Origin of the sequence: Marinobacter sp. DUT-3 (genome assembly GCF_050379435.1) — a bacterium.
GTDB lineage: Bacteria > Pseudomonadota > Gammaproteobacteria > Pseudomonadales > Oleiphilaceae > Marinobacter.
The window spans coordinates 61,042-83,728 of the sequence record NZ_JBNRMG010000015.1; the positions used below are offsets into that span (position 1 = coordinate 61,042).

General features: G+C 57.7%; 18 protein-coding genes. 6 read left to right on the plus strand and 12 right to left on the minus strand.

Going from position 1 to position 22,687, the window contains the following annotated elements:
• Window positions 1-22: 22 nt before the first annotated feature.
• The 7 genes from aroB to ACQUWM_RS17495 all read right to left on the minus strand — a co-directional run bounded on the left by aroB (window position 23) and on the right by ACQUWM_RS17495 (window position 6,738).
• Window positions 23-1,123, minus strand: coding sequence for a 3-dehydroquinate synthase (gene aroB / locus ACQUWM_RS17465; RefSeq protein ID WP_428922969.1), 1,101 nt, complete (start codon window positions 1,121-1,123; stop codon window positions 23-25).
• The gene (aroK, locus tag ACQUWM_RS17470; protein WP_407001240.1) at window positions 1,116-1,682 is read right to left on the minus strand and encodes a shikimate kinase AroK; all 567 of its coding nucleotides are present in this window, start codon (window positions 1,680-1,682) and stop codon (window positions 1,116-1,118) included. Before aroK ends, aroB begins: the two co-directional genes overlap by 8 nt.
• Before the next feature lie 125 nt (window positions 1,683-1,807).
• Window positions 1,808-3,883, minus strand: coding sequence for a type IV pilus secretin PilQ (gene pilQ / locus ACQUWM_RS17475; protein ID WP_428922970.1), 2,076 nt, complete (start codon window positions 3,881-3,883; stop codon window positions 1,808-1,810).
• Window positions 3,884-3,948: 65 nt separating this feature from the next.
• On the minus strand, window positions 3,949-4,497 hold the full coding sequence (locus tag ACQUWM_RS17480; protein WP_428922971.1) for a pilus assembly protein PilP: 549 nt from the start codon (window positions 4,495-4,497) through the stop codon (window positions 3,949-3,951).
• 2 nt (window positions 4,498-4,499) lie between these two features.
• Window positions 4,500-5,111 (minus strand): type 4a pilus biogenesis protein PilO, encoded by a 612-nt coding sequence (locus ACQUWM_RS17485; RefSeq protein WP_406988135.1) that lies wholly within the window; start codon window positions 5,109-5,111, stop codon window positions 4,500-4,502.
• Window positions 5,111-5,674 carry a PilN domain-containing protein gene (locus ACQUWM_RS17490; protein ID WP_407001243.1) on the minus strand — a complete coding sequence of 188 codons (564 nt, stop codon included), beginning with the start codon at window positions 5,672-5,674 and terminating at the stop codon, window positions 5,111-5,113. The genes ACQUWM_RS17485 and ACQUWM_RS17490 overlap by 1 nt, the downstream gene beginning before the upstream one ends.
• On the minus strand, window positions 5,674-6,738 hold the full coding sequence (locus ACQUWM_RS17495; protein ID WP_407001244.1) for a pilus assembly protein PilM: 1,065 nt from the start codon (window positions 6,736-6,738) through the stop codon (window positions 5,674-5,676). Before ACQUWM_RS17495 ends, ACQUWM_RS17490 begins: the two co-directional genes overlap by 1 nt.
• A 195-nt stretch (window positions 6,739-6,933) precedes the next feature.
• Here ACQUWM_RS17495 and ACQUWM_RS17500 point away from each other — a divergent pair, with 195 nt between their 5' ends.
• The gene (locus ACQUWM_RS17500; protein WP_428922972.1) at window positions 6,934-9,423 is read left to right on the plus strand and encodes a penicillin-binding protein 1A; all 2,490 of its coding nucleotides are present in this window, start codon (window positions 6,934-6,936) and stop codon (window positions 9,421-9,423) included.
• A gap of 72 nt (window positions 9,424-9,495) precedes the next feature.
• Here the strand turns inward: ACQUWM_RS17500 and ACQUWM_RS17505 are convergent, their stop codons facing one another.
• Both ACQUWM_RS17505 and rpmE read right to left on the minus strand, forming a co-directional pair.
• Entirely contained in the window at window positions 9,496-10,761 is a 1,266-nt protein-coding gene (locus ACQUWM_RS17505) for a malic enzyme-like NAD(P)-binding protein (protein ID WP_407001247.1), read from the minus strand.
• A gap of 229 nt (window positions 10,762-10,990) precedes the next feature.
• A complete protein-coding gene (rpmE, locus tag ACQUWM_RS17510) occupies window positions 10,991-11,212 on the minus strand; it encodes a 50S ribosomal protein L31 (RefSeq protein WP_406988142.1) in 222 nt (73 codons plus the stop codon).
• 263 nt (window positions 11,213-11,475) lie between these two features.
• On the opposite strand from rpmE, the gene ACQUWM_RS17515 reads away from it, so the two are divergent.
• The 5 genes from ACQUWM_RS17515 (at window position 11,476) to hslU (ending at window position 18,124) form a co-directional block, all read left to right on the plus strand.
• Window positions 11,476-13,662, plus strand: coding sequence for a primosomal protein N' (locus ACQUWM_RS17515; protein ID WP_428922973.1), 2,187 nt, complete (start codon window positions 11,476-11,478; stop codon window positions 13,660-13,662).
• Window positions 13,663-13,774: 112 nt separating this feature from the next.
• On the plus strand, window positions 13,775-15,460 hold the full coding sequence (gene argS, locus ACQUWM_RS17520; RefSeq protein WP_407001250.1) for an arginine--tRNA ligase: 1,686 nt from the start codon (window positions 13,775-13,777) through the stop codon (window positions 15,458-15,460).
• A gap of 18 nt (window positions 15,461-15,478) precedes the next feature.
• On the plus strand, window positions 15,479-16,135 hold the full coding sequence (locus tag ACQUWM_RS17525) for an SPOR domain-containing protein (protein WP_428922974.1): 657 nt from the start codon (window positions 15,479-15,481) through the stop codon (window positions 16,133-16,135).
• 114 nt (window positions 16,136-16,249) lie between these two features.
• Window positions 16,250-16,780, plus strand: a complete 531-nt coding sequence (gene hslV, locus ACQUWM_RS17530; RefSeq protein WP_406988147.1) for an ATP-dependent protease subunit HslV — start codon at window positions 16,250-16,252, stop codon at window positions 16,778-16,780.
• Window positions 16,781-16,792: 12 nt separating this feature from the next.
• Entirely contained in the window at window positions 16,793-18,124 is a 1,332-nt protein-coding gene (gene hslU / locus ACQUWM_RS17535; RefSeq protein WP_428922975.1) for an ATP-dependent protease ATPase subunit HslU, read from the plus strand.
• Window positions 18,125-18,319: 195 nt separating this feature from the next.
• Here hslU and ACQUWM_RS17540 read toward each other — a convergent pair whose 3' ends face one another.
• From ACQUWM_RS17540 to ACQUWM_RS17550, 3 genes are all read right to left on the minus strand, one after another.
• Entirely contained in the window at window positions 18,320-19,564 is a 1,245-nt protein-coding gene (locus ACQUWM_RS17540) for a patatin-like phospholipase family protein (protein WP_407001253.1), read from the minus strand.
• A gap of 100 nt (window positions 19,565-19,664) precedes the next feature.
• Complete coding sequence (gene ptsP / locus ACQUWM_RS17545) at window positions 19,665-21,971, minus strand: phosphoenolpyruvate--protein phosphotransferase (RefSeq protein ID WP_407001255.1); 2,307 nt, start codon at window positions 21,969-21,971, stop codon at window positions 19,665-19,667.
• A gap of 15 nt (window positions 21,972-21,986) precedes the next feature.
• Window positions 21,987-22,517, minus strand: coding sequence for an RNA pyrophosphohydrolase (locus ACQUWM_RS17550; RefSeq protein ID WP_406988152.1), 531 nt, complete (start codon window positions 22,515-22,517; stop codon window positions 21,987-21,989).
• Window positions 22,518-22,687 lie beyond the last annotated feature (170 nt).

Below are 22,687 nucleotides of genomic sequence, written 5' to 3' on the forward strand. Positions count from 1 at the left end.
GCTCGGTTCATTTGGTGCGTGGTTAATCAGCCCGTCCCTCACAAAAACTCTCCAGGGTGGCGGCAAGATGTTCCGCACCGGCGTCCGCTGTGACAAAGGCATCACCCAGGGCCCTGAGCAGAACCAGACGCAGGGCGCCGTCTACGTTCTTTTTATCAACCGACATCAAATCCATGAAATCTGCAGGGGACATTCCAGCCGGGGGCACCAGCGGCAAACCCGCCTTGGCAATCAGATCACGGGTGCGGGAGACATCCGCCCCGGAAATCATGCCTTCCCGCCATGACAGGTCGGCTGCCATAACCATACCCGCACCAACTGCTTCGCCATGCAACCAGTTACCGTAGCCGGCATATGTCTCGATGGCATGGCCGAAGGTGTGCCCCAGGTTCAGAATGGCCCGCAGTCCGCCTTCACGCTCATCCTGGGCCACAACGTCCGCCTTGCAGGCACAGGAACGGTAAATAGCCTCAACCAGTGATTCCGGAGACAGCGCCAATAACCGATCCATTTCTGATTCCAGCCACTTCAGAAACCCGGTCTCCCGGATCAGGCCATATTTGATCACCTCAGCCAGACCGGCCGATACTTCCCGTGGCGGAAGGGTTTTCAGAGAGTCCGCGTCTATCAGCACTATTTCAGGCTGGTGAAAGGCGCCGATCATATTCTTGCCCAGCGGATGATTGATACCGGTTTTTCCGCCCACCGAGGAATCCACCTGCGACAGCAGGGTGGTCGGTATCTGGATAAACGGTACGCCGCGCTGGTAACAGGCCGCCGCGAACCCGGTCATATCGCCAACCACCCCCCCTCCCAGGGCAACCAATGTGGTTTTTCGGGTATGGCGCTTCTCCAGCAAGGCATCGAAAATCAGATTCAGAGTCTGCCAGTCCTTGTATTTCTCGCCGTCGGGAAGCACGACCGTATCAATCGTTTTGCCGGGAAAGTTGGCCCTGGCCTTCTCAAGGTACAGCGGGGCAACCGTCTCGTTAGTAACAATCATTACCTGACTGCCGGCAACGTATGGCGTCAGATCCGTTTTCCCGAGTAACCCGTCGCCTATAACAATGGGGTAGCTGCGATCGCCCAGGTCAACCTGAAGCTCCCGACTGGCGTTACACATGATTTCGGCCTTCCTTTCTTACTTGTCGACGATGACGCGGAGTTTTCGGATTTATCCGGTTTACCAACTGACGCACCACCAACCTCGGACTCTTCCGGTCGGTGTGCATGACAATGTCAGCCAATTTCGTGTAGATGGGGTCCCGCAGAGCAAACAACCTGCGCAACACGGCTTCGGGGTCGTCGTTCTGCAGCAGCGGCCGATTCCGGTCTTTCCGCGTTCGTTCAACTTGCTGTTCTATTGAGGTCCTAAGATAAATCACGGTGGCGTCCCGCTTGAGGAGATCGTGATTTTCCGGCTTCATGACGGCACCGCCCCCGGTGGCGAGAACTGTGTCAGGTAATTCCGACAGCTCTGCCAGCATGGCTGTTTCGCGCTGACGGAAACCATCCTCTCCCTCCACATCAAAAATCCAGGGGATATTGGCGCCGCAACGCTCTTCAATAATCCTGTCCGAGTCCAGAAAACGATAGCCCAGCTCTCTGGCAAGCATACGGCCAATCGTGCTCTTGCCCGCTCCCATGGGGCCAACCAGGACAATTCGTTTTGGCAGTGACATAACTTCAGCTCATAGACGTTCTGGCGGGTGAGAATAGCACAGGGCAGCGAAATCCATAAGTTTCACGGATTTTCGGACACAAAAAAGCCGCCGGTTTGAAGCGGCGGCTTTTATTGCCAGAGAGCTTACTGAATCAGGTCACTCTTGATGATTTTCGGAGTGATAAAGATCAGCAGCTCACTGCGCTCATCGATATGCTCAGTGCGCTTGAACAACCGCCCCAGGTAGGGAATGTCGCCGAGGAACGGTGTTTTGGTGGTCTGGGTCGCCACTTCTGACTGGAAGATGCCACCCAGGACAACTGTCTCGCCATTTCCTACCAACACCTGAGTGGTGACCTCATTGGTGTTGATGGCCGGAATACCCGCTGTGACTTCACCACGGGAATCCTGGTTCACCACCAGATCCATGATGATCTTGTCGTCCGGTGTAATCTGCGGCGTCACTTCCAGTGACAGGGCGGCTTCCTTGAAGGAGACCGACGTGGCACCGCTGGAAGAAGCTTCCTGATAAGGAATTTCTTCACCGGATTTGATCTTCGCCGTCTGACGGTCAGCCGTCACCACACGCGGCTGGGAAACCACTTCCGCCTGTCCATCGCTTTCAAGCGCAGACAACTCCAGGTCCACCAGGAAGTCGTCACTGCCCCAACCGACAGCAAATGAGGATGCGCCATCGCCAGTTACACCCAGATCTACCGCCAATGCGCCCGGGAAAGTAACCGCCGTGGCGTTACCATCCTGCGATGCCTGACGAGCTTCTTCCACGGAGCCCTGGGAACCGCCAATGGCGACCACACTGTCACCACGGACATCATACGCCGCACCGCCCCAACGAATACCGAGGTTCTCGGCTACGTTGGTCTGCGCACGCACGATCCTGGCCTCAATGGATACCTGGCGAACCGCCACATCCCAGGTGGTGACCAGACGACGAATTTCTTCCAGTTTTTCGGACGTTTCACGAACACTGATGGTGTTGGTGCGGGCATCGGAAGAGACAAAGCCACGAGAGGAAATCAGCTCTTCGTCAGCCTGAATCAGGGCCACGATGTCCGCGGCCTTGGCATAGTTGACCTGAATGATATCCAGACGCACCGGCGCCAGTTCTGCTATCTGCTTGCTGGTTTCCAGCTCAAGCTTCTCACGCGCGGCAATTTCGTCAGCCGGAGCAACCAGAAGAACATTGCCAATCTGGCGCTTGTCCAGTCCCTTGGTCTTGAGAATCAGATCCAGAGCCTGATCCCAGGGCACATTCTGCAACCGGAGTGTGATGCTACCGCTCACGGTATCACTGGCCACCAGGTTCAGGCCGGTAAAGTCGGCAATCAGCTGCAAGACCGAACGGACCTCAATATCCTGGAAATTCAGTGAGAGCTTGTCGCCGGTATATGGGAACTTTTCTTCACGACGTTCTTCCGCCTCTTCTTCAGACAGTTTCTCGACGCTTACGGTGAACTGGGAGCCCGACTGGTAGGCAATGTAGTCATAATTCCCTTCCGGACGAATTTCCACAACGGCATTGCCACCTTCGACAAAGGTATCCACCCGGGTCACTGGCGTGGCGAAATCAGTCACGTCCAGACGACGGCGCAAATTCTCGGGAACCGTCGTGCCATCCATTGTCAGACGAATCTTGCCGCCCAACTCGGAGAGATCGACAGGTGTACTGGAGCGACCAAGGTCGACAACAACCTGCCCCTCGCCGTCTTTTCCGCGACGGAAATCAACACCCGCCAGCGCACCATCGCGACTGGGAGCAGATGATGAGCTTGCCGACGGCTGAGAAGAGCCACCGGAGGTCATTGCAGAGGATCCGCTGCCCTCCCCGCCAATGGTCATCACCAGGGAGTTACCTTCACGAACCGTGTTATAGGGAGACAGCTCCACCAGATTGAAAATCAGGCGGGTACGGTCCTTGGTCTCCACCACGGTCATGCTCTGGGCATTTCCGGAGCCGAGCCCCATACTCCGACTGTTCAGTCCGCTGATGGTGTCTTTCAGATCCACCGCGATCCTGGCCGGTCGCTCGATGGTGTACCCCGTTGGTTCCGGGGGCTGGCCGTCAAATTCCAGCGTTACTTCCAGCTTGTCGCCAGGTAACGATGAAAACGACACGTCTTCCAGCGTGACCGCATTGGCCAGGCCGGACAACAACCCCAGAGCAATCACGCCGACGTATACATTGAGTTTTCTGAACATCGCTAGCCTCGACCCCAAACTTTTTTGTTCATGCATGGTTCTTTCAGTATTCATATTGCCGCTCCTTAGCCTTCGTCTTCATCGAGGGACAGGGAACGAGGACGCTCGACCCATCCGCCCCGGCCATTGGGAACGATTTCGATCAACTCAACATGGGTTTCACTGATTCCGACAATTCTGCCGTAATTCTGCCCCATATAGTTTCCGGACCGGACCCTGTGCACACCGCCCGCATTATCGCGAATCAGCGCAAAAAGGCCACCGGATGCATCCGTGAGCGTACCCACCATATTCAGATTTTTCAGGTCGAAATTCTCGAGCACTTCCCGCGGGCGATCGAGATCGGGCTCGACATCGCTCACTGGCTCGTCATCAACCATAGTCAGTTGCACGTCAATCGGGGGCTCGAACGGTGCCCGCCGGTCTGCAGCCGAATAGCTGAACGCTTCGTACGCCTTGAATTCGGGCAACGGCTCAACGTGGCCCCTTGGCTTGGCTCTGGTATCAGCCATGAATTTGTCAAGATCAGAGAAACCATTTCCCTGGGAACAAGCTGTCAAAAGGGATACCAGACAAATACCCAGCCAGGCTTTTCCCGCATGCTGTCCTGCCATGCTCATTCTCCAGCCCGGTAGCGGTAGGTGCGGGCAACAACCTGCATATCAAGTCGTTCCCCGTCCCCGCCAGTTGGTTTAATAGTTAAATCGTGCAGCGTCACAATACGCGGCAAGCTCGCCACACTACTGACGAACGACGCCAGCTCGTGGTAGGAACCGGACACCCGGATGTTAATCGGCAACTCCGAATAGAAATCGCGACGCTGTTCGGGCTGGAGCTTGACCTCCTGCAACGCCAGGCCACTGCCCAGCGCTGTGTTGGTAATGTCTTCCAGCAAACCCGGCACCTCGGTTTCACTGGGCAGTTGCCGCACCAATGCCCCGAAGGTTTCCTCCATTTCCTCCATCTGCGCCCTGAAAACTTCAAGGTTCGCTACCTGGTAGGCCTTTTCTTCGTATTTCTTCCTTAATTCCTGCTCAGTGCGCTCCACCCGCTCCAACTGGGCGTACTGGTCTTTTACAAAGAACCAATACCCGCCACCCAGAATCAGGCCGAAAATAAGCAGGGCGACAATTGCCTTTACCGGCGCCGGCCAGATGCCCGCATTGTTGACATCAAGGTCATTGATATCAAACTCGTTAAGACTTTTAAGTGAGTCCGCGAGGCTCATTACTTATCCTCCCCTTCGGGCTCTGGTGTTTGTTGCTGGACCGACAGGTTGAACTGGCTGTAGCCCGCCCGGCGGTTATCCGCTGCCGCGACATTTGAGAGATTCGGATCGGTAAACCAGTCCGATTCGTCAAAACGCCTCATCAATGTGGAAATCCGGCTATTGGACTCAGCCATGCCGACAATATCGACACGGTCACCGGTTTTCTTGAGGTCGGTGTAGAAAAGGCCATCTGGCAACGTCCTCACCAACTCGTCAAACACGCGGACGATCACCGGGCGTTTGCCCTGCAGATCCTGAATCACCTGCATGCGAGACAGCAGCTCGTCACGCTTTCTCTTCAGGTTCTCAATTTCCCGGATCTGCTCGTCCAGTTGTTTGGTCGCAGTTTCGATATAGGCGTTGCGGGACTGCTGATAGGCAATCCGGTTGTCCAGGTCCGTTTTCCAGAGGAACGCCAGGCCTGCAGCCACGATGGCAGCGCCCAGGATCATCACCACAAATTGCTTCTGTTTCTCGGCCCGAAGCTCTTCGCGCCAGGGTCTGAGGTTAATCTTTGCCATCAGTCAAAGCTCCTCATCGCCAGCCCACACGCAATCATCAGCGACGGTGCGTCATTACCGAGTGCCGATGCGTTTACCCTGGAACCTACCGCCATATCGGCAAAGGGGTTGGCGACCAGGGTCGGAGTTCCTGTTTTTTCTTCGACCATTTCTGTCAGCCCCTGTATCGAGGCAGTACCACCGGCGAGAATCACGTAGTCAACCGCGTTGTACTGGCTCGCACCAAAGAAAAACTGCAGGGCGCGGGCAACCTGCTGCACGACCGCTTCCCGGAACGGGGTCAGGACCTCTGACTCATAGTCATCCGGTAGCCCACCCTGCTTCTTGGCGAGCCCCGCCTCTTCAATCGACAAGCCGTAACGCCGCTGGATCTCCTCAGTCAGCTGCTTGCCACCGAAAATCTGCTCCCGGGTATACACCGTCCGACCTTCCGCCAGAACACTGAGCGTGGTCATGGTGGCGCCAACGTCAACGATGGCGACGATCAGCTCTTCTCCCTGGGAATCGAGCTGGGGCTCAATGAGTGAGTAGGCCCGCTCAAGCGCATAGGCCTCAACATCGACAACCTTGGTTGTCAGCGAGGCAATCTCCAGCGCATCCTCCCGAATATCCACGTTCTCCTTACGGCATGCCGCCAGAAGCACATCGACCTGATCGGGATTGGTTTCAGAAGGACCCTGCACTTCGAAGTCGATGGCGACTTCGTCCAGAGGGTATGGAATGTATTGATCCGCTTCCAGCGTGATCTGATCTTCCATTTCAAACTCGTTCAGGCCGCCATCCATCTGGATAACCTTGGTGATGACGGCAGAGCCCGAAACAGCCACAGCAACCTGTTTCACACCGGTACGGGACTTGGAGGCGACGCGCTTGAGGACTTCGCCGACCGCCTCGACATCCGTTATATTTTTCTCAACGACAGCGTTGGCCGGTAAAGGCTCCACTGCATAGCTTTCGACCCTGTAACGGTCGCCGTGCTTTGAGAGTTCCAACAGCTTGACCGAGCTGGAGCTGATATCCACCCCCAACACGGCACTGGATTTTTTTCCTAACAATCCGAACACGCGCTCACCCTATACCTGGTTACATGCACCCGGTTAAGTAACATATGTGTTTTTTATTTAAGAGAATTTCTTCAGTTTTCCGTCTACAATGCGAGTTCTCCTTAAATTGAGAAGCATTGCGACGGTGAAGCGACTCATCCTTCCTAAAGCAATTTCTCAAATGATAGACCTATATCCAACAGTTGTCAGAAAAAAATGTCTCATTTGTTACGTACATCCCGCCTGTTTGCCTGGTTATTTGTCACCGGTTTAAGCCTTTCGACAATCGTTGCGTCAGGCTTTTATCTTTACCTTCGCCCCGGACTCCCCCCCGTGGATCAGCTTCTTGATATCAAGTTGCAGACACCGCTGAGGGTCTACAGCGCGGACAACAGATTAATAGCAGAATTCGGTGAAAAGAGAAGGGCACCGGTCACAATCGAACAGATCCCTACAATTCAGTTACATGCCTTTATGGCCGCTGAAGACGCCCGTTTCTACGAGCACTTCGGGGTCGACTTCAAAGGCCTGCTGCGGGCTGCCATCGAACTGGTGTCCACTGGCGAGATCCAGTCCGGGGGCAGCACCATCACTATGCAGGTTGCAAAAAATTACTTTTTGTCACGCGACAGAACCTTTATTCGGAAGTTCAATGAGATACTTCTTGCACTTCAGATAGAACGTGAACTTAGCAAGGAACGCATTCTGGAGCTGTACCTGAATAAAATCTACCTGGGCAATCGCGCCTACGGGATCGCGGCGGCGGCACAGGTCTATTACGACAAGCCTGTCGCTGATCTGTCACTCGCCCAGATGGCGATGCTTGCCGGATTGCCGAAAGCGCCTTCAGCCTACAATCCGCTGGCCAACCCCGAGCGGGCACAGATTCGCCGCAACTGGATTCTGGGTCGTATGAAGGACCTCGGATACATTACCGAGGATGCCTACGAGCTTGCTGCCTCTGCGCCACTGACGGCCAGTTACAATGCCGCCGATACCGAAGTGGATGCTGACTTCGTTGCCGAAATGGCAAGAACCGAAATGGTGCGTCGATTCGGAGACAAGGCCTACACCGATGGCTACAAGGTCACCCTCACCGTTGACAGCAAGAAACAACAGCAGGCTACTCTCGCCTTACGCAACGGCCTCGAAGCTTATGACCGCCGGCACGGTTTTCGCGGCCCCATCGGTCAGATAGAGCAATCGGAGCTTCAGCCAGAGAATCTTGAACAACTGATAGCCAATTACCCAAGGGTTGAATCACTGATTCCCGCGATCGTGACTCGCGTCCAGGACGACGAGGGAGAAGTCGAGCTCTTTGCCCGCACCCTTGGCAAAACGACCATGGCCTTTGAAACCATGACCTGGGCCCGCCGCTATCGCACCGAAAACCTGACCGGCCCGAAACCGGAGAAACCTTCGGACGTCGTCAGCGTTGGCGACGTGGTCTACGTCAAGCCGGCAGCGGAACCCGCACTGAATGCAATGGCCGACGGCCAGGAACCGGACACTGAAGGCAACGGGCAGATTGAAACCATCGATATCCGCAAGGTGGAACTGGCACAGGTCCCACGCGTGGAAGGCGCCCTGATCTCCCTTGACTCGGACACTGGCGCCATCGAAGCGCTCGCCGGCGGTTACAGCTTCAGCCAGAGCAAATATAACCGGGCAACCCAGGCAAAACGGCAGCCAGGCTCCACCTTCAAGCCCTTCCTCTATCTTGCTGCCCTGGAAAGCGGTATGACGCCGGCCACCATCTATAACGATGCCCCTATCGTCTTTGACGACGAAGAGCTGGAAACATCGTGGCGCCCGCAGAACTCTTCCGGCCAATTTTACGGCCCTACCCGCCTGCGTCAGGCGCTGTACCAGTCCCGGAACCTGGTGTCCATCCGGCTGCTTCGCGATCTGGGCATCCAGACCACTCTGGACTACCTGGAACAGCTCAAGATTCCCACCAGCGACATGCAGAAAGATCTCTCACTGTCGCTGGGCAGCGGACTCCTTACCCCCATGGAGCTGGCCAGAGGCTTTGCGGTTATTGCCAATGGCGGCTATGACGTTCAGCCCTTCCTGATTCGCAGCATCTCGGATGTCAACAACGAGGAACTCTTCCGCGCTCCGGAGGTTATCCTCTGCGACAGGAACTGTGACGACAAGACGCAGGAAGCAGACACGGAAACCCCGGCAGACGAACCACACTCCGTGCAGGTAGCCCGACGCCTGGCAGATGAACGCAGCGTATACATCATGCACTCCATCATGAGAGATGTGATCAAGATGGGCACGGGCCGCCGGGCCTTGGCACTGGGGCGCAGCGACCTGGCTGGCAAGACAGGCACGACCAACGAACAGCGGGATACCTGGTTTGCCGGCTACAACCACGACATCGCCACTACAGCCTGGGTCGGCTTTGACCAACCCGCCCCTCTCGGCCGCCGGGAATTCGGCGCCAGCACAGCGCTGCCCATCTGGATGGACTACATGAAAGTCGCGCTCGACGGCGCGCCCTCATCACTGATGCCCCGCCCTAACGGCATTGTCAACGTGCGCATTGACCCGGACACTGGCAAGCGTGCGAGACCGGGGCAGGATGGCATCTTTGAGCTCTTCAGAGAGGAAGACGCCCCACCACCTCTGGATTCGCGCGATCAGTCTGGCAACGGCAACAACGGCGACGATGACCTGTCGCGGCAGATATTCTGAGAAAACATCAAGGCACAAAAAAACCGGCGGGATCACCGCCGGTTTTTTTGTGCTCAGCAAACAAGCCGGGACTTACTGGATCTCATCCATGGACTTGAGCGGGTAGTGGGCCGGGTAAGGGTTGCGGGCAACACCGGAATCAACCGCTGCGCGGGCAACCGCCGCCGGAACCACTTCCAGCAGGCGCACATCCATCGGCTTCGGAATGATGTACTCCCTGCCGAACTCGAACGTGGCCACATCATAGGCCTCGCAGATTTCCTGCGGCACCGGCTCTTTCGCCAGCTCGCGGATTGCGTGAACCGCCGCGACCTTCATTTCCTCATTGATGGCGGTGGCACGTACGTCCAGAGCACCACGGAAAATGAACGGGAAGCCCAGCACGTTGTTCACCTGGTTCGGGTAATCCGAACGACCGGTTGCCATGATCAGGTCATCGCGGGTTGCCAGGGCAACTTCCGGGCTGATCTCGGGATCCGGGTTGGAGCAGGCGAACACAATCGGGTTTGGCGCCATCTTCTTCAACTGATCCGCGGTCAGCAGATCCGGGCCGGACAGCCCCAGGAAGACATCGGCACCATCGATTGCGTCGTCCAGGGTACGACGGTCAGTATCGTTGGCGAACATGGCCTTGTACTGATTCAGATCATCACGACCAGAGTGGATCACACCCTTGCGGTCGAGCATGAAGATGTTTTCAGAGCGAATACCGCAGCTGATCAGCAGCTTCATGCAGGCAATTGCAGCAGCACCTGCACCCAGGCACACCACTTTTGCGTCTTCAATCTTTTTACCTTGAAGCTCCAGAGCGTTGATCATGCCGGCCGCCGTTACAATCGCGGTGCCGTGCTGATCATCGTGGAAGATAGGCACATTGCACTTCTCGATCAGAGCGCGCTCGATCTCGAAGCACTCCGGCGCTTTGATGTCTTCCAGGTTGATACCACCGAAGGTATCGGCGATACGCTCTACGGTTTCAATAAACGCCTGAGGGCTTTCGGAATTGACCTCGATATCAAAGACGTCAATACCAGCAAAGCGCTTGAACAGTACGCCTTTGCCTTCCATAACCGGCTTGCTCGCCAAGGGGCCAAGGTTACCCAGACCAAGAATGGCAGAACCGTCAGAAATAACAGCTACCAGGTTACCCTTGGCAGTGTATTTGTAAGCGTTCTCGGGGTCCTTCGCGATCTCGCGGACCGGCTCGGCAACCCCGGGGCTGTACGCCAGGGAAAGGTCGCGGGAAGTCTGGGTCGGCTTGGTGATTTCAACACTCAGCTTACCAGGCCGCGGCTTGGCGTGATATTCAAGGGCTGCTTCTTTCAGATCTTGAGACATTGCCACTGTTCCGTTTGTCACGTTTAAGAGGTAATAAACCGCCGGGACTCGTCCCAGCGGAGCGCGCCATTATGGCGCGAAGGCGTACATCAGACAAGGGCTGGCTGAGCAATTACTGAACAGTCAATAGGGCAAACTGCGTACAGAAGGAGCTCAGACCACCTCATCAGGAGCACTCAGCCATAAAAAAAGCGCCACAAGGGCGCTTTTTTTGTAACCAGATGCGGCTTCAGCTCTTCTTGCCACCAATGCGGCCGCCGAAACGCTTCTGGAAACGGTCGATACGACCACCGGTATCCATCACTTTCTGCTTGCCAGTGTAGAACGGATGGCACTGGGAGCACACGTCCAGCTGCAGGTCGTGCCCGATGGTAGAGCGGGTCTTGATCACGTTACCGCAGGAACAGGTAGCGGTAATGTCTTCGTACTTGGGGTGGATACCTTCTTTCATGGCGAACCTCTGTCGGTCATGCCGCTACCTGATCACGGGAGCTTGATGCTCCGGGTGCCAGGCACCGCATATTTGAATCAATTGAGAAGACGGGGCACAATCATGCCCTGCCGGAAACAGACCGCGAATCTTACTTGCAAACGCTACGGCAGGCAAGTCCCAACCCCGGGGCCTATCAGCCCGATTCATTGCCCGGGCCTGTGCGCAGGCAACATCAAGGATACGCAAATACCGTGACAGCTTCACCACAGCGGAGTTCCAGTGTGCCAGAACGCCCCCCATCAACCGCGCGTATCGCCCTCAACCGCCCACTGCGAAGGCTCTTTGATTACCAGATACCTAACAACCTTGAGCTTGAACCGGGACAGCGCGTCAGCATCCCCTTTGGCAGGCAGTCAGCCACGGGGCTGATTGTTGAAACCGGCGTGGAACCACCTCAGGGAATCACGCTGAAGCCGGTGCATTCGGCTTACGAGCCCTGGCCGGCACTGCCCGCCGAAACCTTCCAGTTGCTGGCATGGGCGTCGGACTATTACCAGCACCCCCTGGGAGAATGCCTGTTCACTGCCCTGCCCCCGGCTCTGCGCCGTGGCCGGCCTGCAACGGCAAAGCAGGACACCTGGTGGAAAGCAACCGCCGGCCCGGAGGCACTCGCCGGCAACGCTCACCGCCAGCGAGCACTGCTGGCATGGCTACAGAGGCAACCGCATGGCGCCAGCACCTCGAACCTGACGGCTGCCGGCTTCAGCCGGGAGCAAATCCGGGCACTGCATAAGCGGGAACTCATCGAGGAAACAGAAGCCGCCAAACCCACGGAGAATCCAAACGACACTGCCAGCACACAACCGGGACCGACGCTATCACCGGCACAACAGGCGGCCGCAGATCAGATTCCAGCCCCCGACACCGGTTTTTCCGCTTCGCTTGTGTACGGCATCACCGGAAGCGGAAAAACCGAACTCTACCTGCATTACCTGAAACAGCAGTTGAGCGCCTCAGCCCAGGCACTGGTGCTGGTGCCTGAAATCAACCTGACGCCACAGACTGTCGCCAGGTTCCAGCGTTATTTTGGTCAACGAATCGTCGTCTGGCACTCAGCCCTGAATGATGGCGAGCGCCTGTCGACCTGGCTAAAAATCCGCCATGGCGAGCCGGTCATCCTGATCGGTACCCGCTCGGCGGTACTGCTGCCCTTTACCGGACTGAAGACGATTATCGTAGATGAAGAACACGACAGCTCCTACAAGCAGGGAGAAGGCTTCCGGTACTCCGGGCGGGACATGGCGGTATACCGGGCACACCTGAATCAGTGCCCGGTCATTCTTGGTTCCGCAACACCGTCTCTCGAATCCTACCAGAACGCGCTGACTGGAAAGTATCAGCTCATCAGACTGGAAGAGCGGGCAGGCAACGCGAGCCCACCCGCCATCAACCTGCTGGACATTCGCAGCCGCCCTCTGGAAGGCGGCCTCTCCCGCCCCGCCCTGCAGGCCATCGATCAATGCCTGGCCGATGGACAGCAAGCCCTGGTTTTCGTGAACAGGCGCGGATTCGCCCCGGTCATGATGTGCTTCGACTGCGGTCACATGGTGGAATGCCCCCGCTGCGATACACGCCTGACCTACCATCGCCGGGACCGCGCCATGCGCTGTCACCACTGCGATTATCAGACCGCCGCCACGGAGCACTGCCCCAAATGCCAGAGTGAGGCGTTCAAGCCCGTTGGGCAGGGCACGGAGCGAACCGAGGACATACTGGCGACAGCTTTCCCCGAGACGCCAGTGGTGCGGGTGGACAGGGACAGCACCCAACGCAAGGGCAGCATTCAGGGCATCCTGAAAAAGGTAAATACCGGTAAGCCCTGCATCCTGGTCGGCACCCAGATGCTGGCCAAGGGCCACGACTTCCCGAACGTTACCCTGGTCATTGTAGTGAATGCCGACGGCGGCCTGTTCAGCGTGGATTTCCGAGCACCGGAGCAGCTGATTCAAACCCTGCTTCAAGTGAGCGGGCGCGCCGGTCGTGGCGAGAAGTCCGGGCAGGTACTGGTTCAGACCTGCCACAGCGACCACCCGATCCTGAAATCCCTGTGCCGCGGCCATTACCTCACCCTGGCCGACCAGCTGCTGGCAGAGCGGGAAACCGGGCAGTTCCCCCCGTTTCGCGCCATGGCCATATTCCGGGCCGAGGCAGATACCATGGAAAAAAGCCTGGCATTGCTGGATATGATCAAACCACAAGCCCGCGTGACAGGCAATGAGGTCTGGGGACCACTTCCCGCGCTCATCGCCAGACGCGCCGATCGCCATCGCGCACAACTGGTGCTGTGCTGCGACAATCGCAAGCGGCTCAACCACGTGCTGGGCCATCTCTGCCAGAACCTTGACCAACAGAAGCTGCCGGCGGGCGTGAAGTGGATGATTGATGTGGACCCCCAGGAAACCGGCTGAGGCGAACAGGCCTTTTGCTTGCGGCTTCAGTTTCCGCGATAATACCCGCCTTCGATTCCCGGCGGCGTCCCGCCTTACTCCAATTCTCCTGTAAACCGAGTCGTCCGACAGCATGAAAGAGACCGTATCCGATCTGCTCCAGTCCGCGCTGGCCACACTGCAGTCCGAAGGCACCCTGCCGGCGGACCAGTCATTCACCCCGCAAGTGGGCAACACCAAGGACAAATCCCATGGTGACTATGCCTGCAACATCGCTCTTGTGGCTGCCAAGGCAGCGGGCTGCCCACCGCGACAGCTGGCCGAGGCCCTGGTGGACCGACTTCCGGAGAGTTCTGCGGTGGAGAAAGTGGAAATCGCCGGGCCCGGTTTCATCAACTTCTTCATGAGCACCGCCAGCGCCTTTGGTGTGGTTAATACCATTCTGGAGGAAGCGGATCAGTTTGGCCGTAACCGCAACGGCCAGGACGAAAAGGTGCAGGTGGAGTTCGTATCCGCCAACCCGACAGGCCCGCTGCATGTGGGGCATGGCCGTGGCGCGGCCATTGGCGACTGCCTGTGCCGGCTGCTTGAGGCCAACGGCTATGACGTCACCCGCGAATTCTACTACAACGACGCCGGCGCCCAGATCAACAACCTCGCCCTGTCGGTGCAGTCACGGGTCAAAGGTCTGACGCCCGAGGATGCCAACTGGCCGGCCGATGGCTATCGCGGCGATTACATCATCGATGTCGCCAAGGCCTACCTTGCCGGCGAAACCGTTACGGCGGATGACCGGGAAGTCACCGGCAAGGCCGACCCGGAGGATATGGATGCTATCCGCGAGTTTGCCGTCGCCTACCTGCGCCGGGAGCAGGACCTTGACCTCAAGGCCTTTGGCGTCGAATTTGATGTCTACTTCCTCGAGTCTTCCCTGTACGAGGAAGGCAAGGTGGAAGCCACCGTTCAGCGCCTGCAGGAAAACGGCTACACCTACGAGCACGAGGGTGCCCTGTGGCTGAAAACCACGGAGTTCGGTGACGACAAGGATCGCGTGATGCGCAAGAAGGATGGTGGCTACACCTACTTCCTGCCAGACGTGGCCTACCACCTGGACAAATGGCAGCGCGGTTTCACCACCGTGATCAATGAGCAGGGTGCGGATCACCACTCCACTGTCACCCGTGTCCGCGCCGGGCTCCAGGCATTGCAGGCAGACATCCCCACAGGCTGGCCGGATTATGTGCTGCACCAGATGGTGATGGTGACCCGCTCCGGGCAGGAAGTGAAAATTTCGAAGCGTGCCGGAAGCTATGTCACCGTGCGTGACCTGATTGACGAAGTGGGCCGGGATGCCACCCGGTTCTTCCTGGCGGCCCGCCGGGTCGACTCGCAATTGACCTTCGACATTGACCTGGCCCGCTCCCAGACCAATGAAAACCCGGTCTACTACATTCAATATGCCCATGCGCGTATTTGCAGTGTGCTGCGCAAGCTGTCCGAGGAAGGCGTCAACCGGGGCTGGAACGAGTGCCAGGGCGACCTGTCGTTGCTGACTCTGGATGAGGAAAAGGAACTGGCGAATCAGCTGGCAAAATACCCGGAACTGATCGCCAACTCCGCCGCCCAGCGGGAACCGCACCATCTGACTCATTACCTGCGGGACCTGGCGGGACAGTTCCACACCTACTACAACGCTCACAAGGTGTTGATTGAGGACACCGCCGTGCGGGACGCCCGCATCAGCCTGTACCTGGCCGTACGCCAGGTCATCGCCAACGGGCTGGAGCTGCTGGGCGTCAGCGCCCCGGAAGAAATGTAAGACAGGAAGCACCAGGATATGTCCCGAGATTACGCTCGCAAGAATCCCAGAGGGAAGGCCGCGGCATCGCCCCGCAAGGGCGCCAGGAACAATGCCCGGACGCAGCGGAGCAGCAAACCGGCAAGCCGCCGCTCAGAGCAGCCAACACCGGCTCGCGGGCAGCGCGGGGGACTGTCTCTGAAGTGGATCCTGTCACTGGCCGCGGTCGGGGGCTTTATCGGCTTTATTGCCTATCTCAATTCACTCCCTGCCCCCGAGCCTGCCCGGCAAGGCAGTGGAACAACGGCCCCCAAGGCTCCGCCTGCCAAGGAGCAAAAAAGCGCGTCTGGCGAGGAAGAAAAGCAGCGATACCGCTTTTACGAAATGCTTCCTGAAAGCGAGGTCGTACCGCCCAAAGTGGAAGAGTACACCCCGGGGCCGGCCAAGCAGGACTTTCGGTACCTGATCCAGTCCGGCTCGTTCCGTAGCCAACAGGATGCTGAGCGCCAGCGCGCACAGATTGCTTTCCAGGGGCTTCGGGCCAACGTCCAGCGAATTGACCTCGATAGCGGCAGCACCTGGTACCGGGTCAATGTGGGGCCGTTCAATTCCCGCAGCCAGATGAATTCCGCCATCGACAAGCTGGTCTCCATCAATATCGAACCACTGGTGCGGAAAATACCCAAAGAGGGCTGAATGGCCCTCTTTGCATGACTGTCCACCCAGCCTGCTCCCTCTGCGCCCTTGAAAAAAAACCACCCGCCTCCATAACTGCTGAATACCGTTTTTCATCAGGCAACTGGAGCCCACATGACTACCATTCTTTCCGTCAGGCGCGATGACGAAGTCGCCATGGGTGGCGATGGCCAGGTATCCCTTGGCAACACCGTAATGAAAGGCAATGCCCGCAAGGTTCGCCGCCTGTATAACGGCAAGGTACTGGCAGGATTCGCCGGCGGCACCGCCGATGCCTTTACCCTGTTCGAGCGCTTTGAAGCCCAACTGGAGAAACATCAGGGCAACCTGACGCGAGCAGCGGTAGAGCTGGCCAAGGAATGGCGAACGGATCGCGCCCTGCGCCGACTTGAAGCGCTCCTGGCCGTCGCCGATAAAACCGCCTCGCTGATCATTACCGGCAACGGCGATGTTATCGAGCCGGAACAGGGTCTGATTGCCATCGGCTCCGGCGGCCCATTCGCGCAGGCCTCGGCCCGCGCCCTGCTTGAGAACACCGACCTGAAAGCCAGTGAGGTTGTGGAGAAAGGCCTGGATATAGCCGCCGACATCTGCATCTACACCAACCACAATCGCACCCTTGAAGTGCTTTCTGCCAACGACTGATTCGGAGCAACCATGTCTGCAATGACTCCCCGTGAGATCGTTCACGAACTCAACAAACACATCGTAGGTCAGGAAGAAGCCAAGCGGGCGGTTGCCATTGCGCTGCGGAACCGCTGGCGTCGCATGCAGCTGGACAGCAGCCTGCGAGAGGAAATCACCCCCAAGAACATCCTGATGATCGGCCCCACCGGCGTGGGCAAAACCGAGATTGCCCGCCGCCTGGCAAAACTCGCTGATGCCCCGTTTCTGAAAGTCGAGGCCACCAAGTTTACCGAGGTGGGCTATGTCGGCCGCGATGTGGAATCCATCATCCGTGATCTGGCGGACATGGCAGTGAAGATGCTTCGCGAGAAAGAAAAGAAGCGTCACGAGCATCGCGCCCTCGACGCAGCAGAAGAGCGTATCCTCGATGCCCTGCTGCCACCGGCCCGGGACTTCAAGGAAGACAGTCAGCGCACCGATGGGGAATCCTCCACCCGTCAGCTGTTCCGTAAAAAGTTGCGCGAAGGCGAACTGGATGACAAGGAAATCGAGATCGACCTGCGCAGTGGTGGAGCGGGCGTTGAGATCATGGCGCCTCCTGGCATGGAAGAAATGACCAGCCAGTTGCAAAACATGTTCTCCAATATGTCCTCAGACAAGCGCAAAACCCGCAAAATCAAAGTGGCGGATGCCCTGAAGCAGGTTCAGGACGAGGAAGCCGCCAAGCTGGTGAACGAGGAAGAGATCAAGCAGAAGGCGGTTCAGTCGGTCGAACAGAACGGTATCGTGTTCCTCGATGAAATCGACAAGGTCGCCAAGCGCTCCGAGAATACGTCGTCTGATGTTTCCCGGGAAGGCGTGCAGCGGGATCTGTTGCCATTGATAGAAGGCAGCACCGTCAGCACTAAATACGGCGCTGTCCGCACGGATCACATCCTGTTCATTGCCTCTGGCGCATTCCACCTGTCCAAGCCATCAGACCTGATTCCGGAACTCCAGGGCCGCCTGCCGATCCGGGTTGAGCTACAGGCTCTGACCCCAGATGACTTCAAGCGCATCCTGACCGAGCCGGATGCCTCGCTGGTGCAACAATACGAGGCACTGATGGGCACAGAAGGCGTGAAACTGACCTTCGCCGAAGATGCTATTACCCGGATTGCGGAAGTGGCCTGGAAAGTAAATGAAACCACCGAGAATATCGGTGCGCGCCGCCTGCATACCGTGCTTGAACGACTGCTGGAAAGCCTGTCCTACGAAGCAGGTGACAACGTTACCGACGGCTTTGAGGTAACAGCGGCATTCGTGGATGAGAAGCTTGGGGAACTGGCGGAAGATGAAGATCTGAGCCGCTATATACTCTAACGCTGATGATGTCGGATTACGGCTTCGCCTAATCCGACCTACCACTGACCGTGATGGCCAATTGTCGGATTACGCTTCGCTCATTGTGCCGTTCACCGGTAAATCCGACCTACGGGTAGAGCGTGTGGTCATGCAGGTAGGTTGGATTAGCAAAGCGTAATCCAACAACAAGGCCGCACGCCCCACCGCCAGCTTCTACTCCGCGCGCGAGAACAGGTGCGTCACGTTCTCAAGCCCGCTCACCAGCTTGCCCTTCTGCGCCTGTTTTTTACGCCCCTTCGCCACATACAACGGCAACATTTCCCCATACAGACTGGTACTGATGGTGCGCTGCTCGTCCTCAAGGCGGTCACGGCGCAGCTTGATGCCGTATTTCGCCAGCCTCGGCTCCAACTCGTCCGCGCGGGCCAGCAGGTCTCGACGGGTCATCTGGTAGGCGTGCTCACACACCATCCGGCGGGACTGGAAACTGAACACGTTGGAGAAAAACAGCTTGGCATCGTCACGGGTGGGCTCGAACAGCAGAATATCCTTGTCCGGGTAATCCCGCGCGTACTGGGCAATGCCGGACTGCATGCGGGAATACACCATGGTCCGGAACATCTGCGCCAGCAGGTTTGGCATGCCCGAGCGGGTCAGCTCACCCGGTTTCATGGTCCCGGTCCTGACCGCCGCGCTGGCGTCAATCGGCACCTGGGGGTTCACCGCAAACACTAGGTCGGCACCGTCTTCAAACGCCACCGAGGCGTGAAGCCCTTTACGCAGGGTGCCGTCCACGTAGTAGCGGCCATCAATGTTTACCGGCACATACAGGCCTGGAGAGGACATACTGGCCTGTATCGCACGGGAAATCGGCACATGGTCAAAGCCTGGCGCTCCGAAACAGACGGCGTCGGTGCTCTCGACATCCGCTGCCACAATGTAGAGGCTGCGCTTGAGTTGGCGAAAATCATTGGTGCGCCCGAGCATGGTGAACGCACGCTGCAGGTACTCATGCAGCCCCTCGTTATCAAACAGTCCTGCAGGCGCTGCCTGAGCAAGAATAGTCATCGCTTCCAGCAGGCTTTGATCGTAAGGGTTATTGATGAAGCGACGGACCGCCGTTGTCAGCAACCCGGGCACAGCGAGCAGGCGACCACCAAATTCGCGAAGGGCCGGGCGATAGAACACTTCCGGGTGGAAGGGGTGTACCTCGGCCTCATTGCGTACAAAAATACGACACAACTGCGCGGTTGTCATCTGGTTCGCCAGGTTCGCTGCCGCGAAGGAACCAGCATTCACACCGACATAAACATCGATGTTATTGAAATCGAGACCATCGAGAGCTTCGTCCAGCGCACGCAGGGCACCAATCTCATAGATGCCGCCCAACGGGCCGCCACCGCCAAGCGCCAGGCCGATGCGGGGTTTCGATTTAGTCTCAGTGGTCGCTGACGTCATACAACTTTCCCTTCCGGGTTTTTTATTTACTGCGTTTCCGCACGATACCAACCGGTTTTAGAGCTTACACCCTATTATCCGGCGCCAACCCATCAGCAACTCAGGAAGCGGCCTGCGCGGCCAACGCTTTCGTAGTCGACTTTCCGGGGCGGAGGTAACGGCCGAACCCGGCGTTGCGCAATGCCAGGTCCACACAACTCTTGATGACATGCGGCGAGTCCAGCAGCAGCACGTCCTCTAGCAGCTGGCTGGCCCACTCACGGCTGATACTGCGAATCACTGATTTGACCTTGGGCAGGCTCGCGGCATTCATCGACAGGGAATCGTATCCCATGGCCATCAGCAACAGGGCGCCGCCGGGATCACCGGCCAGCTCACCGCATATACCAACCGGCTTACCGACAGAATGAGCGTCCTGCGCAATACGAACCAGCGCCTGGAGCACAGCCGGGTGGTAAGAATGATACAACTGGGCAACCCGGGGGTTGTTGCGATCAACCGCCAGCAGGTACTGGGTCAGATCGTTGGAGCCAACCGAGAGGAAATCCACCCGGTCCGCCAGCTCACGGATCTGGTAAACCGCAGCCGGAATTTCCACCATGACGCCAACCTTGGGCATATGGATCTCGTAACCTTCCTCCCTGACCTCGTGGTATACCCGGTAAATCAGGTGCAGCGACTCTTCCACTTCCGAGATGTTGCTGATCATCGGCAACATGATCTGCAGGTTGTTCAGCCCCTCACTGGCCTTGAGCATGGCTCGCACCTGCACCAGGAAGATCTCCGGATGATCCAGGGTCACCCGGATACCGCGCCAGCCCAGGAAGGGGTTCTCTTCCTCGATCGGGAAATAGGTCAGTGCCTTGTCACCGCCGATGTCCAGAGTGCGCATGGTCACCGGGCTGGGCGCAAAGGCCTCCAGCTGTTCGCGGTAATACTCACGCTGTTCCTGCTCGGAGGGAAAGCGATCCTTGATCATGAACGGCACTTCGGTGCGATAAAGACCAATGCCTTCAGCGCCATGATTCAGGGAGCGGACAACGTCGGTCATCAGACCGGTGTTGACGAGTAACGATACCCGATGGCCGTCGATGGTCTCACAGGGTTTGTCACGCAGGACCTCGAGCCCCTTGATCAGCTCGTCTTCCTCGTCACAGATTTCCTGGTAATAGGACCGGAGATCGTCGGAGGGCGAAGCAAAAATTTGCCCCTCGAAACCGTCAACAATGAGTTCCCGGCCATCAAGCTGGTTAACCGGGATATCCACCAGCCCCATGACAGTGGGCACACCCATCGCACGGGCAAGGATAGCAACGTGGGAGTTACTGGACCCCTTGACCGACACCAGGCCCACCAGCTGTCCCTTCGGCACCTCACCCAGCATGGCAGGCGTCAGCTCTTCACTCACCAGGACGGTTCGCTCAGGGTAAACCTGGTCTTTCTGTTCACCTTCCTGCAAGTGCGACAGCAACCGACGACCGAGGTCGCGGATATCCACCGCCCGCTCCTGCAGGTAGTGGTCATCCATCATCTCGAAGTGGCGCACATACTGCTGAACGACCTGCTTCAACGCGCCCTGCGCCCAAAAACCTTCACGGATCTTGTTGGCGACCTCGCCGGGCATGGCGTCATCCCCCAGCATCCGCAAATACACGTCAAACAGCGCCTGCTCTTCCGGGCGTAGCTGGGAGGCAAGGCGATTGGCGACCCGTTCGATATCTTCGCGGACGGCGGTCACAGCTCCTGCAAACTGCTCCAGTTCCAGATCGATATCATCCGTCGGCTTTTCGGGAACCACATCAAGATCCGCCGCCGGATAAACCACCACGCCTTTGCCGATGGCCACACCCGGCGCGCCGGGCACGCCGCTGAAACTGACATCCTTGGTCTCTTCCCCGGTCAGGGACAGACCGCTGATGGCGCCAGTTGCCTCACTGTGAGCAATAACGCCGGCCAACTGCGCGGATACCGTAACCAGGAAGGCTTCTTCGCCCTCATCGAAACAGCGGGAACTCTCACGCTGCTGGACCACCAGCACACCAAGCACGCGGCGGTGGTGAATGATGGGCACACCAAGAAAAGAACGGAAGCGCTCTTCACCGGTTTCCGGAAAGTAGCGATAACGGGGATGGGATGGCGCATCTTCCAGGTTGATCGGCTCCTCGCGGGAGCCAACCAGACCGACAAGACCCTCAGAATAGGCCAGGCTGACCTGCCCCACTGCTTTGCTGTAGAGCCCTTCGGTGGCCATCAGGATGTAGCGGTTGGTCGCCGGATCCAGCAGGTAGACGGAGCAGACTTCGGTCCCCATGGCTTTCTGCACCCGCGATACAATGATCTCCAGCGCTTCCTGCAGGTCGCGGGCGCTGTTTACCTCTTGTACCAGATTTCGCAGTATGCTCAGCATGGCGGTTTCAGCCCGTCATTTCTGTTGGTCCTTTAAGCGCCGGTTCTGCTCGCTCCGATGCCACTGCTCCATGTTATAGAACAATCGCGGTGCAAGCTCCCTCAGCGCACGTCTGTACACTTCACGCTTGAATGAGACCACCTGTCCCAGGGGGTACCAGTAGCTCACCCACTGCCAGCCGTCGAATTCCGGCGAATCGGTGCCGTCAACGCGCACTTGCGCATCCGGCGATAACATCCTCAGCAGGAACCATTTCTGTTTTTGTCCCACACACACGGGATGCGAGTTATGCCGCACCATCCGCCGCGGGAGGCGATACCTCAGCCAGCCCCGGGTACAGCTGATGATTTCGACATCCGCCGCACTCAAGCCTATCTCTTCCCCCAGTTCCCGATACAACGCGTCTTCCGGCGATTCGTTGTACTGGATACCGCCCTGCGGGAACTGCCAGGAGTCCTGCCCTATTCGCCTAGCCCAGAGAACCTCGCCCCTGTGGTTGGCCAGAATGATTCCGACGTTGGGTCTGAAACCGTCTGAGTCGATCACGGCACAGTCCTCTTAAAAGTCGGCGGACCAGTGCAAAAATTGACCGGTCGGAATTGTCCAAGTTGCTATCATTCTTACAGAATCCCAAGGGTTCGGCAAACGAAGCCGTCACCGATGTGTCATGGTAGACTGTGACCTTTCCACCAACCCCTGCCATGACCGGAGGTAAC